Raw genomic sequence first — 16,887 nt, 5'->3', positions numbered from 1 at the left:
CATAATAAATAATAGAAGAAATCATATCCTTCATTACTTATGGAACAGACAAAAAAGACCTCCAAAAGCCGGTTTTTAGATCTGACTTTTGGAGGTCTTTAAGCTTCATCCCATGAGGACAGCTTTATTTTATATTCAGTTATTCTCACTCATATCAGGCTTAAAGATAGCTACCCTGTTCTTATTTACAGCGAAATACAGAACACAGCCGAGAATTCCGCAGCCGAGGACTTCTCCTGCACCGACTGTCAGAGCCATGAACCAGATAGGAAGACTTACAGCATATGCATAGCGAAGCACGAAAGGTACCACTATCATATTGGCGATAATTGGCGGAAGACATGCTATCATCGGAGACTTGCTTCTGAGCATCCATGTACCGTAGGCGCCTGCAAGAGTCGCGAGACTGCCGCAGATAATGTCAGGAAGTACGGCCCCACCCATGGCATTACCGATTATACATCCGACAAAAAGTCCCGGTATGGCAGCCGGTGTAAACATTGGCAATATGGTAAGTGCCTCAGCGATACGAAGCTGCACCTCTCCGAAAGAGATAGCTGCAAAAACATATGTAAGCGTTACATATAAGGCCGCTATGATACCGGCCTGTGCTATGAAAAGCACTCCTTTATTCTTCATATAAATTCTCCTTTAGTTTTATTTTTCATGAGGAAGGTCACGAACTCATGTTTAGCCATCGCTTTTTAAGCAACGTTCTATAAGATACCACCTGAAAAAATATAATTCAAGCTCTTATATCATGATATAAGTGTCAAAATCCCCCGGACTTCATGTCCGAGGGATACAAATTTCATATTATTTCCTGATCACTGAGCGATGATTCCATCGATAAGGTAATTGCTTACTCCAACTCTAACACGATTTCCGATCTCATGTCCGTAGAATGGATTGTTGAATCCCTTAACAAGGAACTTTCTCTTGTCTCCTGTATCACAATCTGTAACACATACGAGATTGTTGTTTCTGACCATTTCCGCATTTACTGACTGTGTGTTCATCGTTTTTAAAGCCTTTCTAAATCAATATAAATTAATAAAAGAACAAGGTTTTAATTAACCGTTTGACATAGTATAAGGCATTTTTCCAAAATTGGAAGTACCTTTTCAACACTTTATTATTTTTTAATTCATGTTTGTACTATATGCACAGTTTTTTAATTTTGGTTCAATGGAATTAATGATAGTTTTTCTTATTCACTTTTGATACCGATCTGCTTTATGAATCCGGTATTCTGTAACTGCTTCATATATAAACTGAGTCTTTCATAAAGCGGCTCTGCCGCATCACCATACTCATCTTTAAGCAAGGCACCGATCTCAAATACACTTCTTTTACCATCAATGCATCTGAAAATAAAACTGCCCATATCCTGAATATGAATATGCGATACTGCAGGCTTTTTGAAAAACTTCTGGGCTATCCTGTTGGTTATTCCCTTATTCTCCATTTCAACAATGACCTCACCGGACGTAGTACACGTCCAGCTGAGGTCACTGCTTATCTCAAATATGTAATCTAAGAAATTTACTTTATCACTCATTTTTTCTTTCTGATAGCAGACTTAAGTACAGCTGCAGAAACAAGAACAATAAGGATAAGTGCCTGAATGTTTCCTGTAGGAATGATCGCACTGAGGTCCATCTTGTCTGTCAGACCTACTACAGTAAGTACTGCAAGAAGTACTCCTACTATACCCTCTCCTGCGATGAGACCTGAGCAGAAAAGGATACCCTTTCCTGACTCACCGTTCTCACTTCCGAACTTCTTGTCAGCAAACAGCTTGATAAGACCACCAAGCATGATAGTTGATGAAAGCTCAAGAGGAAGATAAAGTCCGATAGATACAGGAAGTGCGGCTACTCCAAGGATCTCAACAGAGATGGAAATGAATGCACCGATGAAAATAAGTGCCCATGGAAGGTTTCCGTTCATAACACCCTCGATGATCATCTTCATCATAGTAGCCTGTGGAGCGGCAAGCTTATCCGAGCCAAATTTATATGCATAATCAAGAAGGATCATAACTCCTCCGATTGCAAGAGCTGAAGCAACAACACCGAGTATCTCTCCTATCTGCTGCTTCTTAGGAGTTGCACCGAGGATATATCCTGTCTTCAGATCCTGAGAAGTATCACCTGCCATACATGCAGCGATACAGATAACTGAACCGATTGCTATGGCTCCCTGCATACCGTGTACACCTACATCACCTGATACCTTAAGGCAGATTGTAGCGATAAGTATAGTTGCGATAGTCATACCTGAAACAGGGTTATTTGAACTTCCTACCAGGCCCACCATACGTGATGAAACGGCACTGAAGAAGAATCCAAAGATTACTATAAGTATAGCACCAAGGAAGGTAACCGGCACTACAGGAGTTAACCAAATTGCAATAATTATAGCCACGATACCCGCAAGTACAAAACGTATATCGAGGTCAAGAGCTGTACGCTCATATGAGATCTGTCCAGCCTTTGAGATGCTCTTGATAGAATCCACAAAGGTTCTTACTATAAGAGGAAGTGTTTTTATAAGACTGATTATACCCGCAGAAGCAACTGCACCTGCACCGATATACTTTATGTAGTTTGACCAGATAGCTGAAGCACCGCCTGTAGCATAAAGCTCTGCTACTGAAACACTTGCAGGATACAATACTATATCTCCGCCGAAAGTAACGATAGCTGGAATAAGTACGAACCATCCGAGCACACCGCCCGCAAACATGTATGCAGAGATACGTGGTCCACAGATGTAACCAACTGAAATAAGTGCAGGATAAACCTCTGCGGCAAACTCTGTCTTAAGAGCTTCGATCTTAAGTACAACAACTCCCTGTACAGCCATAAAACCGTCAACAATGAGTTTTACAAATGCACCAAGTCCCATTCCCATGAATACAGACTTGGCAGAAGATCCGCCTTCCTCACCGGCAAGGAGAACCTCTGCGCATGCTGTTCCTTCAGGATAAGGAAGATAACCATGTTCCTGAACGATAAGTGCGCTTCTTAACGGAACCATGAAGAATACTCCTAAAAGTCCTCCGAAAAGAGCGATAACTGTGATGGCAATAAGTGAAGGCTTATCCATAATTCCTTCCTTAGCCCAGATAAAAAGTGCAGGCATGGTGAAGATAGAACCTGCAGCAAGAGACTCGCCGGCAGAACCTACAGTCTGAACGATATTGCTCTCGATAACAGAATCCTTTTTCATGATCACGCCGATAACGGCCATAGAAATAACCGCTGCCGGAATAGAAGCAGATACTGTCATACCAACTCTAAGACCCAGATATGCATTAGCTGCGCCGAAGATAACTGCCAAAATGAGACCCATGACAATGGATGTGGGTGTCATCTCAGGCAATACCTTATCCGCAGGGATGTAAGGCTTAAATTCGTTATTCATTTTGTTTATATCTCCTATTTATTACTTTGCAGGGTTAAAGTATATCCGCACTTTTCAAGCTTTGCAATGTTTTTAATTATTTTATACGGTATGATATGAATATCCGCATATATATGCACCTGATTGTGGATTTTACACAACAACAATTTAAATTTTTTTACACAAAAAAGAGCAGTAAGCTCTTACACTTACCGCTCTTTTCCCCTAATTGTAAACATACCCCTCTATATGTTTATTTATGTAAAATATCTCTATTCTATCAGCTGCACATACCCATCTCTATCTTGTCAGTAGACTTTTCTATTTTTGCGATCTGATCGATATAATTCTCAGCTCCCTGAGTAAGTAAACGTCTGAGATCAAAATCGCAGGGTCTTATATAGCTTTCATAAAGTCTTTCAACGTCGGCATCATAATTAAGCTGTATAAAAGTCTCTGTCCCGACTGATGCATTATGTACCCTCATTATATGGAAGTATCTTCCGGTAAACTCACCTGCATCCAGCAGTGCATCCCTGTCAGCAGTCAGCTCATACTCAAAGCCCTTCCTTCTGGAAATCTTGTCCAGATACCTTGAAAAATCCATAAGTGTGTTAACATTCACAAACGGTGTCCTGTGTTCTATTTTCATCTGCCATAAAAAAGCTGCTATGATGTTGGTCTCCGCTATCTTCATCTCAATGCCCTCCGTATTTTTCAAGACAAGCTAACGAATCAAATCGTCATATACTCCTATTACACAGTTACTATTTCAGGCCCGAACTGATTTTTCATGACAACATCATACTGTTTACTCAATCACAAAACTGTCACACTATACACATTTTTTTATTACTTTTGATAACAAATTTTTCTGCATATTTTTCAAAGTGAAAAAAGTTGCCTCTTTCTCTCTATAAACTTCTCAATATTATCGAGATAATCCGGTATAGACTTACCGTTATCGCATCTCTCAACGCGTTTATGCGTAGGATCACCATCCTTTGAAGGAAGTACTGCCTTGGTGCTGGTACCGGCTCCGCAGCCCACCACCGTATGCTTCTCTTCCATCATAAGAATATTGTACAGACATTCCTTCCCTTCTTCACAGTAACCCACATTTTCCAGATTACCCGCCATATTCTTCTGGCGATAGAGATAATATGGCTTAAGACCAAGAACTTCAGCAGTATAAGCAGAAGCCTTCATCATACGTGTTATCTCCGGGTATTTGAAGGAAGCTTTCTTCCCGGATCCTGATGTTCCCTCTCCTCTGAGCTCTTCTGCCAATGCTTCTTCCTGCAGTTTCGTCTCTGCGACTATCTCATTTTCGTCCCCGGCGCGGTAAACACCTGCCCAGAAATCTCTTTCCAGCGTAAGACGTGCTGCTCTTTTGATAGCCAGACTGTGAACAGTGAGACTGTCAGGCTTGTACTTCGCTATCTCACAAAGAGTATGTGTGACCTCAGGAAGCTTTTCTCCCGGAAGACCGAGGATTATATCCATATTAATATTTTCAAACCCTACTTCTCTTGCAAGAAGATACTTGTCTATAACAGACTCTACACTATGCTTTCTTCCTATAAGATCAAGTGTTTTCTGGTTAAATGTCTGTGGATTAACGGATATTCTGTCTACTCCCGAAGCCTTCAGTATCTCTAGCTTTTCCCTGGTAATGGAATCCGGTCTTCCTGCCTCAACTGTGAACTCGACTATCCCAGGCATTCCCGTAACTGTATTCATCCAGTCATGACGGGATGAGATTACATTCATACCACTGCATTTTTTACCACCAAGCAATGGAATGTTAGCCTCACCGCACTCCTCATGAACCATATTCATAAGTACCTGAAGCCACTTCTCATCAAGTGAGGTTGGCGTGCCTCCACCTATATATATGGTCTGAAGAGGCTTTTTCTGCTTTCCGCAGAGCTCTGCCACAGTGAATCTGATCTCCCTTCGAAGATTATCCATATAATCGGAAAGACGTTTCTCCCAGATATCAATGGTATTACTCAAAAATGAGCAGTACAGACATCTGGTAGGACAGAATGGTATTCCTATGTATAAGCTCCAGCCTTCCTTGTAGGTCTTTCCTGTGGACTCAAATATGCGGTTGAGAATATGATGCTCCCTGACAGCTATATCTGTCATGAGATCAAGCTTCTCTCCCTTTATACAGTATTCCTTTGTCAATGCCTCCTTGATACCTTTGATATCAAGATTTTTCTCATTCTTCTCCGCGGCAGCCTCAACCATAGGGCTCACCAGAGAAACAGGTCTTATCCCTGTAAGATCTCCCCATGGAAGTTCCTTTCCAGTCATTCCCACAAGAGTATCGTAAAGCTCCGCTTTGATCACAGATTTATCATCCTTCCTTACGCCCGTAAGCGGCATCTCAGAAGCGGAGATCTCAAGAGTCAGTCTGATCTTATCTTCAGAAGCTCCGTCAGGTGTAACCTCATGAGCCATCCTTGCCCTGTTCTTTGTGGACTTCTTATTTACCTCCGTTACTTCTCCGGTAGCTTTTGCCTGCTTCAAAGCATTCTTCTCTTCCTGAGTCGTATTTGTAAAATGAACCCCCAGAGAGGTACGAATCTCGAAATCCTCTCCCGGATAGAATTCCTGTACCAGCTCTCTTATATCCTGTTCAAAGCTTTCCGAAGCTTCATCTAAAATAAGTCTAATCATTTTTACCTCTTATAAAAAATCTGGTTCACACGCATATATGCGTATAAACCAGAGAAAATATTGCATTCTTCATTGATTTATGGACTAAACTGTATCTGTATTCCAAAACCCGGCAACCGTTTACGACTCAAATTGCCAGAGGATTGTACCTCTTTTCGATGCCTATACTTGTCTGCGGACCATGTCCCGGAAACACCGAAGTCTCTTCAGGTAGTGTCAGCAGCTTCTCTCTGATGCTTGATGTTATCTCACTCTGAGAGCCTCCCGGGAAATCCGTACGCCCATGTGAACCCTGAAAAAGAGTATCACCCGAAAAAAGTACAGGTACTATCTTCTCTTCACTTCCACCATTTGGTATATAGGAAAGACCGTCTTCTACATAGAAGCATGTAGAGCCCTTCGTATGTCCCGGAGTTCCTATAACCTTCCATATCCTTCCAAGATAGCTAAGGCTATCACCAGACCTAAAGGTCTCAAAATCTCCATTTTCGTAAACTAACCTGTCATAAGAAAAGCTCAGGCTGAGATTTGCTTCCGCATCAGTCATCATGTCAGCGTCCAAAGCATTAACATAAATCTTTAACCCGAAATGCTTCGCTACTTCTCCAGCCGCCTTTATATGATCAAAGTGAGCATGGGTAAGCAGAATAACCACAGGTTTTACTGAAAGCTCATTTTCAACAATATTTATTATGTGATCGGCTTTGTCCGCCGGGTCAATGATAACGCATTCACGCGTATCACTGTCATAGCAGAAATAGACATTGGTCTCCAGCATTCCAGTCGCATATTTTGATATTTTTAACATTTTATCCCCGCTGAATTTTTTAAACCATAGAATTTACAGATAAAATGTGATCCTATCTCAGTATCACATTCAACTGAAAATCCATGACTACTATCATCCCTGAGCTCTTACGATATCGATCACTCCTGCGATCTTATGAATCTTGCTGACCAGAGTCTGAAGCTCGGTCTTGTTATGAATGTCGAAGGAAATCGTAATAGTAGCCTTATCATTCTTTCCAACTCTTGATGTAAGAGCCTTGATGTCGATGTTGGAATCTGTGAACATCTTTGAGATGTCAACGAGAAGACCGACTCTGTTATTTGTAAAGATCTCAAGCTCTGTAGAGTAAGTTTCTCCTGCGATGTCAGACTGCCACTCGGCTTCGATAAGTCTCGCCTTTTCATCCTCAGGAAGATTCATCATATTGATACAATCAGTTCTGTGAATGGTTATACCACGTCCTCTTGTCACGAACCCGACTATCTCGTCTCCCGGCACAGGTGAACAGCACTTTGCATAACGCACCGCAAGATCATGTATACCCTTAACGACTATTCCGGACTTTGACTTACGGATGATCTCAGGCTTTTTGGTCATGCCCTCAAGATTCTGGAGAACATCCTCATCAGAAACAGTTGTCTCCTCGGCCTTATGCTTCAGCTCTATGAGCTTCGCGATGACCTGGGATTCCTTTATGCCGCCCCTTCCGACAGAAGCAAGTATAGACTCCCAGTCCACATAGCTGTATCTTCTGATAACTCCCTCGATATACTCTGGCTTGGTAAGATCACTTAAGTTATATCCTCTGGACTTCGCATAGCTTGAAAGAAGATCCTTTCCATGGTCAATGTTTTCGTCCTTCTGCTCATGCTTGAACCACTGATTGATCTTGTTCTTTGCCTGTGTAGACTTACATATCTTAAGCCAGTCGCGGCTTGGGCCATGTGAGTTCTGAGAAGTGATGACCTCCACACGGTCACCGTTCTGCAGCTTATATGTCACAGGAACCAGCTTTGAATTTACCTTGGCACCTACCATCTTGTTTCCAACAGCGGAATGGATGGCATATGCAAAGTCGATAGGACAGGATCCTGCAGGAAGATTCTTTACATCACCTGATGGAGTAAAGCAGTAAACATTCTCATTAAAAAGGTTAAGATCAGACTTAACCATGTTCATGAATTCCTTGGAATCAGACTCATCCTTCTGCCACTCAAGGATCTCATGAAGCCAGTTCATCTTTACATCTTCGCTCTGTGAGACATTTTCCTTGGATCCGCCGGATTCCTTATATTTCCAGTGGGCAGCGATACCGAATTCAGCTGTACGGTGCATCTCAAATGTACGTATCTGGATCTCGAATGGTACACCGTCTCTGCCGATTACAGTGGTATGAAGTGACTGATACATATTGGGCTTCGGCATGGCGATATAATCCTTGAAACGTCCCGGAATAGGCGTATACATCTTGTGTATTACGCCGAGAGACGCATAGCAGTCCCTTACTGTATCCACTATGATTCTGATGGCAAACAGATCATAGATCTGATCGATGGTCTTGTTTTGATTAACCATCTTCTTATATATAGAGAAGAAGTGCTTGACGCGGCCGTTTATATCCGCATCGATACCTGCTTCAGTTATATGCGAGGAAACCTCTTTGACAATGTTTCTTATACGCTCTTCTCTGGCTTCCTTCTTCAGGTTGACTTTAGCCGCAAGATCATAGTAAACATCCGGCTCAAGATACTTAAGAGAAAGGTCATCCATCTCGATCTTTATCTTACTGATACCGAGACGCTCTGCAAGAGGTGAATAGATCTCCAGTGATTCCCTGGCTTTTTCCCTCTGCTTTTCAGGTGTCTGATACTCCAGTGTTCTTAAGTTATGAAGACGGTCTGCCAGCTTAATGATGATGACACGTATATCCTTCGCCATGGAAACAAACATCTTACGAAGGTTCTCTGCCTGCATCTCAACCTTGTCGGTATTCAGATTCAACTGAGTCAGCTTTGTAACACCATCTACCAGAAGAGCAACATCCGGATTGAATTCCTCTGACACCTCAGAAAGTGTCATACCTGTATCTTCGACTACATCATGAAGAAGACCACCTACTATAGTCTCCTTATCCATCTGAAGATCGGCAAGGATTATGGCAACACAAAGAGGGTGAATGATATACGGTTCACCTGACTTACGCTTCTGATCCTTGTGCTGTTCCTTTGCTACCCTGTATGCCTTTTCGATCATACTCAGATCATCTGACGGATGATACGATGATATGGTATCTATCAGACTCTGATATAATTGTTCAGGCGGAGTATTATCCTTTGGTCTCTCCAAGATTACTTCTTCTGTCATATTACTTTCCCCTATGGCTACTGTTTATGTACGGTAACCTGATATTTCCAATACAAACTTCAATTTTACTATCCGTTTTTAATATTGTCAAAACTATGTCTCCCATCTTTTTCCATCCCACCATATAATTTTCGGCTAAAAATCGTCACAGAATAAATCTTACTATTTACAAATAAATAATCTTAATTATTCAGCAAATTTGATTTAGTAAATTTTAATAATCAATTTCGTTATTTGATAGGATGTTTTATGCAGAATATGCTATTATATCAAAGGTCGAAAATATTTTTTAACCCGGTGGATTTTTTCACAGAAACTTTCCACGATGCGTCTGTCCCCGCGAAGCGAATCTAAAGGACCGGCGTCTTGATTTGGAGGCATCATAAATGAATATTTTATTCTTCCTTACACCCAAGTGTGATGTAGCTTATCTGGAGGAAGACTATACACTGCGACAGGCTCTCGAAAAAATGGAGTTTCATCGCTATTCAACCATTCCCATTCTCACGAAGGACGGGAAGTATTTTGGAACCATGACTGAGGGGGATCTGCTTTACGAGATCAAAAACGACCTTAACATGAATTTAAACCAGCTTGAAAAGGTCAGAGTTTCAGAAGTTCCCATGAAGAATCATTACAATCCTGTGGATGTCAATGCAACCATGGAGGATCTCATGGAACGGGCTTCAAGGCAGAATTTCGTACCTGTTGTTGATGACATGGGGCATTTTATAGGAATCATACGCAGAAAAGAGCTTATCAATTATTTATACGCTCACTCAAGTCTTTCACTTCCTGCGGATCAGGATGAAGGAGACAACATCATTTCAGATCTTCGTGAACTCGCGTAATCAATCTTCTCCATAGAAAAACCGTCCGGGAAAGGCATCTTTTGATTACTTTTCCCGGACGGTTTTCTCTTTATAACTATCCGCTTTACATACGGATAAATGATCGTCAGAAAGACTTGATATAGTCATCCTCTGACTCGCCTGTATTCTCTATCTTTCTGATGACAACAAAGTAGCTTGCTCCGTTCTCAGTGGTAACCTCACATCTGTCACCGACCTTGTGCCCCATAACAGCACGACCGATAGGAGATTCATTGGATATGAGACCCTCGAGACTATGCCCGCGTATAGACGTAACAATTCGATAGACCTCTTCCTCGTCGTCCTCCTCAAAATAGAGGGTCACTGTATTGTTGAGACCAACTTCATCATCCTTGGATGAATCATCTATGATACGTGCAAATTTGAGAACTCTTTCAAGATAATTTATACGACCGTTATTCTCACGATTTGCCTTCTTAGCCGCATAGTATTCGAAGTTCTCGGAACGATCTCCCTGAGCCGCAGCCTCTGCGATCTCTCTTGTGATCTGAGGTCTCAGTACCAGCTTTCTGTGATCGATCTCTTCCTGAATTCTTCTTACATCCGACTTGGTTAATTCCTGTCCCATTTACTTACCCGATTATTTTCCTTCGTAGGTTATAAGTGACTTGACATTGTAGCCCTCAAGCTTCTTACGTCCGTTGAGACCTGCAAGCTCCATAACTACAGCAATTTCAGCAACCTCTCCGCCCAGCTGCTCCACAAGCTTGCAGCAGGCCTCAAGGGTTCCGCCTGTAGCGATGAGATCATCGATGATAACCACCTTGTCACCTGGCTTGATGGCATCCTTATGGATCTCGATCTCAGCCTGACCATACTCAAGATCGTACTTTGCAGAAACCGTCTCTCTCGGAAGCTTACCCTTCTTACGAACAGGTACGAAGCTCTTTCCAAGTGCGTATGCGACAGGAGTTCCGAAGATAAAGCCTCTGGACTCAAGTCCCATTACCACATCGAAATCCACATCCTTTAAAGCGCTGAGAAGCCCATCGATAGAATCCTTAAATCCGTCAGGATCCTGAAGAATGGATGTGACATCTCTGAACATGATACCCGGCTCAGGGAAATCAGGAATGGTCAATACGTAATCTTCTAATTTTTCTCTCTTCATTTTATTATCCTCTCTGTTTGGGAACATCTGCCCATTGTTTTTTATTAATGTCTAAGTCATGTGTCCGACAGTTAACGCCGGGCACATCAAAACATCTTATTTATTGTATTTTGCAGCATAAGTCATGATAGCTGCCACAGTTTTACCATCGGTCATTTTTCCTTCATAGATAAGCTGTTTCAGATCTTCGAGCTTCCATGGCTCTACACCGAGCTCTTCATCCTCATCCCAGTGAACATTACCCTTCTCCAGATGATCTGCAACATAAATCCCGATCTTCTCATCAAGAAACGCTATAGTGGTGTTCACATAAAGAAGAAACTCCAGATGATCTGTCTTATATCCGGTCTCTTCCTCCAGCTCTCTCATTGCACAGATCTCAAACGGCTCATCCTCCGCATCTCTCTTTCCTGCAGGAAGCTCGAGGGTATAGCGGCCAAGGGCATGTCTGTACTGTCTCACCATAAGTATACGACCGTCCGGTAATACCGGAAGAACTGCTGCCGCTCCAACATGATGGATGAAATCCCAGTGGGTCTTGTGTCCTCCCACATCCACATAGTCATCATAAACAGTGATGACCTTGCCTTCATATGCAAGCTTTCTTTCTATAAGCTCTACAGGTTTTTCGGCATTATCCTGATTAAGCATAATCAACCTCCTGTTGTGCTTTCAAGCACGGATTTGTAGTATAGCATATAAAATGAATTTTACGTAGAATTAATCTTCTTTCTTACTATAGTCTTTCCGATACGATGATTCTTGATATATGCAACATCTATACTGAGATCATCTGTTTCCACATGGAATGAGCTTCCGTCATCCGGAACCTTTCCGATTATTCCCATTATATATCCGCCAAAGGTATCCGCATCCTCTGTGGGTATATCCACCTTAAGCTCTTCATTGACATCATCGAGATCAGCGATTCCGAGAACTATCCACTCATTTTCTCCGATAGCCTCGATAGGCTCAGGCTCAGGTATGGCATCTTCCTCCTGAAGCTCTCCCACAAGTGCCTCGATAAGATCATGCAGGCTTACGATACCTGTCATTCCGCCATACTCATCGATTACAACAGCATAGTACTTACGCTCTATCTTCATGGTCTGGAAAAGATCTGATACCTTCATGTTCTGGGAAACGAAGAATGGTTTGTCCACCGCGTTCTTCATAACATTCTCACGGGACTGATCCTCCAGACGGAAATAATCCTTGGTATCCAAAATGCCAATGACATCGTCATCATCCTCACCGCAGATAGGATAGTTCGCGAATCTGTTGTTGTAAATGATCCTTCTCCAGTCTTCATCACTGTCCTCTGTATAGAGCATGGCTACATCAGTACGATGGGTGCAGACATCCTCAACTGTGATATCATTGAACTCAAACACATTCTGTATAATCTCATTTTCAGTAGACTCGATTGTTCCGTTTTCGGTACCCTCATCCAGCATCATCTTAATGTCTTCCTCAGAAACCTTATCTTCCACATCCAGAGGATTTATACCCATAAGCTTCATGACTCCGTTGGTTGAAACTGTGAGAAGCCATACAAAGGGTCTGAAAAGCACTGACGCAAACTGAAGGATCCCTGCCATACTGAGAGAAAGCTTCTCGGTATATGCCTGTGCAAGCCTCTTCGGTACAAGTTCTCCGAAAACGATATTAACATATGAAAGAACCAGAGTTATCACTATGATAACTATAGGATTCAAGACCTCTTCACTTACAGGAACTCCTATCTTCAAAAGAAGCCTGGTAAATGGTCCTGCGAAACTGTCTGCAGCAAATGCAGATGACAGAAATCCCGCCATGGTTATGGCCACCTGAATCGTGGAAAGAAACCTCGCCGGATCTTCTGTGAGCTTTAAAAGTTTCGTTGCATTTTTATCTCCATCCTCCGCGAGTCTCTTAAGCTTAGTGTCTCCAACCTGAAGCACTGCTATCTCAGCGCAGGAAAAAAGACCGTTAATAAAAATCAAAATTACAAGAAGAACAAAACTTCTGATCATAAAATAAGATGCCGCCCTCCAAGCGGTAACAGGGTACTTTCACTATACTGATCCCGGCAGAAAAATGTGCCGTACATAAGAATTCACTGTTTTAAATACGAGAAAAAGGCCTAATCAGCCACCCTCACTGCCGACTATGCCTTAATACTAACTATATATTTCGTGAGGTAAAGCCGCTCTCGGCTCCTCCTTCATCCATGCTGTTAATATCTCCTTTTTATCACTAAACGATTTGAGAACATATATCCTCTGATAAAGGAAAACTTTATATTCATCAACTTCGACTCAATGAAATCTACGGATATCAGTGTATCTGAACCCTTATATTTTGTCAAATCAGGCTTTCTTTCACATTATGCCCGTATTTTATTTCACTTTGAATCTGTCATACTGTTCCTGAAGGTACCTGCAGTCATCATAGTATCTCTCAGGTGTGGAATTCTCAAGAGTACCCACTATATACGGCTTCCAAAGGCTCACCTGTCTCATCAGTTCTTCATAATTAAAAAAGCCCTCTCCCGGATGTCTGAATCTCTGATCATTACCCTCGAACACACCATCCTTAAGGTGAAGTGTTGATATCCTGTCTCCGTACAGGTCAAATGCTTTCTTTATCAGAGCATTCTGACCGTCAGGATCATTTTCAAGATCAGGTGTTATGAGATTCACGGAATCGAGGATAACATCAAAATTGACAGAATCTATATCATCAAGAAATCTTCTCATAAGCTCCGGGGAGTGAATAGTATGATTGAAAACTCCCTCAACTCCCACCATCACTCCAAGCTTTTCTGCCGCTTCTCTTATTCGCTTGAAAGAATCAAGAACACGAAGATAATTCTCTTCTGTATACGTCTCAGGAACTATCTTCATATCAGCATCAGCCCGTCCTGTTTCGGTACCAACCATATCAGCGCCTATACGCTTACAGTACTTAAGGTGTTCTATAAATCTCTGAACCTCCCTCATACGTTTTTCCTCATCAGGATGAGCAGGATTTATATAGCAGCCAAGTATAGACACATGGATATTTCTCTTCAGAAGCTCTTCTCCAACAAAGTCCCCGAGACCTGCATTATAATGTCCCACAGATGTATCCGCATCTGAAAAACTTTTCGACATAGCAAGCTGAACATAATGGACTCCCAGTTCCTGTACCTTATCAAGAACTCCTGTTACCGTACCCTTTCCGCAAATATCATGAACTCGCATCCCAAACTGTATCATAATCTGTCTCCTTTATCGCTTTTTAATCTACCGCCTTTTATGATCCTGCTGCAGTTTTACCGCCTGAAATTAATATCTAAAAGCCACCGTTTCAATGGTCCATTTTTATTTCAGCCTGAGCTTCACTTCCTTCTCAGGATTCTTCCGGTACTTTCCCGGCGAAAAGCCGGTCATCTGCTTAAATACCTTTTCGAAATAAGTGATGTTTCCAAATCCGCATATCTCGGCGATCTCAGTTATGCTGGTGTCAGAATCCCTCAGTAGCTGCTGCGCCTTCTGAACCCTGATATAGGTTATATACTCAACAACCGAAAATCCCGTTACATTTCTGAAAACCCTGGTGAGATATGATTTACTCATGAAAAACTTCTTTGCCAGATCATCCAGAGACATGTTCTCATCTGTATGACTCTGAAGATACATGGCGATGTCTCTGACCTTCTGGTGTACACCGGTCTTTACCACAGACTGCTGCTCTTCTGTTTCCAGTCCCTGCTCCATCAGTTTTCTCTGCATATCTCTTCTTCGACTCTTCGCAAAGATGCATGCCAGCTCCACAGCCTGCAGGTACAGAAAAGAATGCAGATCCTCCATTGAAGAAGTCATGCCTCTTCTCTCATCCTCGCAGGATGCCTTGAATTCATCGATTATGGACTGTATAAGCTGCCATTCGGTGTCATTGAACTTTGCAAGTCCACCGTAGGTTGCACCGAAATCATCAAAGCTCTTAAGTCCAAACTCTCTGAACTTTTCATCAAATACCGATCTGTCCAGCTGAAGAATGAAGTTATGATGATCCGGTGGCATATTTGGCGCTGTTGAAGTCTTATGTATGATATTGTGATTCACCATGATGGCTGTATGTGGAGTAAGTCTGTAGGTCTCCTGATTCACGAACATAAGGCGCTGTCCGTATATTATGAAATGAAGCTCTATGGTCTCATGAAAATGCCTGTTTCGCATTATGAACCTCTGATGTCTGACCGCCTCAGAAACCCTGAGTCCCGGTATCCTTTTTTCAAAGACCAGCTCAAGTCGCGAATTGTGTAAGTTCTCGTCTGCCATTAGTTTCCTCTTTTAATCGCGAATCTCCACACGCTCATATCCCGAAACATGCATATTTAAGCTTCGCAAAAATGTTTTTAAATGAAATTAAAACAGTAAATGGGATGCATGTCTCACCGAAACTTATCCGATCGGACACACATCCCATATTTTATCGCAGCATCTCTGTATACGCAAGGAATAGGGGGCCTACTCCCTTTGCATCATTATCAACTACAGGTTCTGCCAGGTAATACTCAACCGATCCGTCACGGTGTTTCTCTCCACCGAGACCTGCCACGAGACATATGCCGGTCACGCATGGATTACCATCTTCACCTTTAGACAATCTCCTGTCAACTATTCCGTAAAAAGCCTTTTGTCCTATACTCTTGAATCTTTCAGGGAGAAGTCCCAACCTTACCCCCTTCAAAAGAGCTGCACTTATAAGCGCTGTTCCTGAAGTCTCAAGATAATTTCCCTGAAGCTCCGGCAAAGCTATAAGCTGATACCAGAGTCCGCTTTCATCCTGATACTTCGAAAGCGACTCAGCAAGCTCCGTTAGCATTGTCTTCAGATGCAGAAACTGTGATTTCATTTCCATATCCATCATTATCTCAAGTACATCCACAAGACTCATGATGAACCACCCCTCTGCCCTTAGCCAGAAGTTTTTGCTGCATCCCGTTTCCTTATCTGCCCAGTACATGGATCTCGTCTCATCATAGCCATGATAGTAAAGACCCGTTTCCTTATCACGCATGAACTTTTCCACATTACAGATCTGTTCATACACATCCATCACCTTCCTGGAATCATCGAATCTCTTTTCATACTCCAGGTAAAAGGGCTGAGCCATGTATAATCCATCCAGCCACACCTGGTAGGGATAAATGTTTTTGTGCCAGAAATTTCCGGCCTTCGTTCTGGGCATCATATCAACCTGCGAACGTACATGCTTTATTGCTTTTAAGTACTTCTCTTTTCCGGTCCTGTCATAGAGCATAAACAGATTCTTTGCCGGATTAATGTTATCGAGATTTTTCTCCTCAACATCATACGTTCTTATGGAGCCGTCTTCCCTCACAAAGCCCCCCATAAAATCATCCGCAAAACGAAGATACTTTTCATCCTCAGTTATCTCATAAAGACTGAGAATGCCCCTGATCATACATCCGTCTATATAATTCCATTTATTCTCTTTACCGCTTCTTATGACCTCCAGATTCCATGCCGGATGCTCGGAATCCGAATTTTTCATAAGGTACTCTATATATTCGTTAAGCAGTTTTTCTGTCTCTTCTCTGCCACCTTCAAGATAGCCCGTTTGCATCTTCATTT

16 protein-coding genes are annotated in these 16,887 nt (G+C 42.2%); 1 reads left to right on the top strand and 15 read right to left on the bottom strand.

Annotated features, from left to right (window positions below):
* Positions 1 to 135: 135 nt before the first annotated feature.
* The 8 genes from BXO88_RS08460 to BXO88_RS08425 all read right to left on the bottom strand — a co-directional run bounded on the left by BXO88_RS08460 (position 136) and on the right by BXO88_RS08425 (position 9,256).
* Positions 136 to 639: a QueT transporter family protein gene (locus BXO88_RS08460; RefSeq protein WP_078037308.1), complete on the bottom strand. Its 504-nt coding sequence runs from the start codon at positions 637 to 639 to the stop codon at positions 136 to 138.
* Positions 640 to 827: 188 nt separating this feature from the next.
* Positions 828 to 1,019 carry a hypothetical protein gene (locus tag BXO88_RS08455; RefSeq protein WP_078037307.1) on the bottom strand — a complete coding sequence of 64 codons (192 nt, stop codon included), beginning with the start codon at positions 1,017 to 1,019 and terminating at the stop codon, positions 828 to 830.
* Between the two features lie 191 nt (positions 1,020 to 1,210).
* Positions 1,211 to 1,561: a PqqD family protein gene (locus tag BXO88_RS08450; RefSeq protein ID WP_078037306.1), complete on the bottom strand. Its 351-nt coding sequence runs from the start codon at positions 1,559 to 1,561 to the stop codon at positions 1,211 to 1,213.
* Positions 1,558 to 3,432: an OPT family oligopeptide transporter gene (locus BXO88_RS08445; RefSeq protein ID WP_078037305.1), complete on the bottom strand. Its 1,875-nt coding sequence runs from the start codon at positions 3,430 to 3,432 to the stop codon at positions 1,558 to 1,560. The genes BXO88_RS08450 and BXO88_RS08445 overlap by 4 nt, the downstream gene beginning before the upstream one ends.
* Before the next feature lie 259 nt (positions 3,433 to 3,691).
* Entirely contained in the window at positions 3,692 to 4,108 is a 417-nt protein-coding gene (locus tag BXO88_RS08440) for a hypothetical protein (RefSeq protein ID WP_078037304.1), read from the bottom strand.
* Positions 4,109 to 4,296: 188 nt separating this feature from the next.
* On the bottom strand, positions 4,297 to 6,102 hold the full coding sequence (locus BXO88_RS08435) for a coproporphyrinogen III oxidase family protein (RefSeq protein WP_078037303.1): 1,806 nt from the start codon (positions 6,100 to 6,102) through the stop codon (positions 4,297 to 4,299).
* A 127-nt stretch (positions 6,103 to 6,229) separates the two neighbouring features.
* Positions 6,230 to 6,910, bottom strand: coding sequence for an MBL fold metallo-hydrolase (locus BXO88_RS08430; protein ID WP_078037302.1), 681 nt, complete (start codon positions 6,908 to 6,910; stop codon positions 6,230 to 6,232).
* Positions 6,911 to 7,003: 93 nt separating this feature from the next.
* The gene (locus BXO88_RS08425) at positions 7,004 to 9,256 is read right to left on the bottom strand and encodes a RelA/SpoT family protein (RefSeq protein WP_078037301.1); all 2,253 of its coding nucleotides are present in this window, start codon (positions 9,254 to 9,256) and stop codon (positions 7,004 to 7,006) included.
* Positions 9,257 to 9,642: 386 nt separating this feature from the next.
* Here BXO88_RS08425 and BXO88_RS08420 point away from each other — a divergent pair, with 386 nt between their 5' ends.
* Entirely contained in the window at positions 9,643 to 10,107 is a 465-nt protein-coding gene (locus tag BXO88_RS08420; RefSeq protein WP_078037300.1) for a CBS domain-containing protein, read from the top strand.
* 106 nt (positions 10,108 to 10,213) lie between these two features.
* Here the strand turns inward: BXO88_RS08420 and BXO88_RS08415 are convergent, their stop codons facing one another.
* From BXO88_RS08415 to BXO88_RS08385, 7 genes are all read right to left on the bottom strand, one after another.
* A complete protein-coding gene (locus BXO88_RS08415; protein ID WP_078037299.1) occupies positions 10,214 to 10,717 on the bottom strand; it encodes a GreA/GreB family elongation factor in 504 nt (167 codons plus the stop codon).
* Positions 10,718 to 10,729: 12 nt separating this feature from the next.
* A complete protein-coding gene (locus BXO88_RS08410) occupies positions 10,730 to 11,260 on the bottom strand; it encodes an adenine phosphoribosyltransferase (protein WP_078037298.1) in 531 nt (176 codons plus the stop codon).
* Between the two features lie 96 nt (positions 11,261 to 11,356).
* A complete protein-coding gene (locus tag BXO88_RS08405; RefSeq protein ID WP_078037297.1) occupies positions 11,357 to 11,911 on the bottom strand; it encodes an NUDIX hydrolase in 555 nt (184 codons plus the stop codon).
* A 59-nt stretch (positions 11,912 to 11,970) separates the two neighbouring features.
* Positions 11,971 to 13,275: a hemolysin family protein gene (locus BXO88_RS08400; protein WP_078037296.1), complete on the bottom strand. Its 1,305-nt coding sequence runs from the start codon at positions 13,273 to 13,275 to the stop codon at positions 11,971 to 11,973.
* Positions 13,276 to 13,641: 366 nt separating this feature from the next.
* On the bottom strand, positions 13,642 to 14,502 hold the full coding sequence (locus BXO88_RS08395; RefSeq protein WP_242945183.1) for a sugar phosphate isomerase/epimerase family protein: 861 nt from the start codon (positions 14,500 to 14,502) through the stop codon (positions 13,642 to 13,644).
* Between the two features lie 105 nt (positions 14,503 to 14,607).
* Positions 14,608 to 15,567 (bottom strand): AraC family transcriptional regulator, encoded by a 960-nt coding sequence (locus BXO88_RS08390; RefSeq protein ID WP_078037294.1) that lies wholly within the window; start codon positions 15,565 to 15,567, stop codon positions 14,608 to 14,610.
* A gap of 151 nt (positions 15,568 to 15,718) precedes the next feature.
* Positions 15,719 to 16,885 (bottom strand): glycoside hydrolase family 88 protein, encoded by a 1,167-nt coding sequence (locus tag BXO88_RS08385; protein WP_330395116.1) that lies wholly within the window; start codon positions 16,883 to 16,885, stop codon positions 15,719 to 15,721.
* Between the last annotated feature and the right edge of the window lie 2 nt (positions 16,886 to 16,887).

Origin of the sequence: Oribacterium sp. C9, assembly GCF_002007235.1 — a bacterium.
GTDB lineage: Bacteria > Bacillota > Clostridia > Lachnospirales > Lachnospiraceae > Oribacterium.
This window is presented reverse-complemented; position numbering and strand designations above follow the sequence as displayed.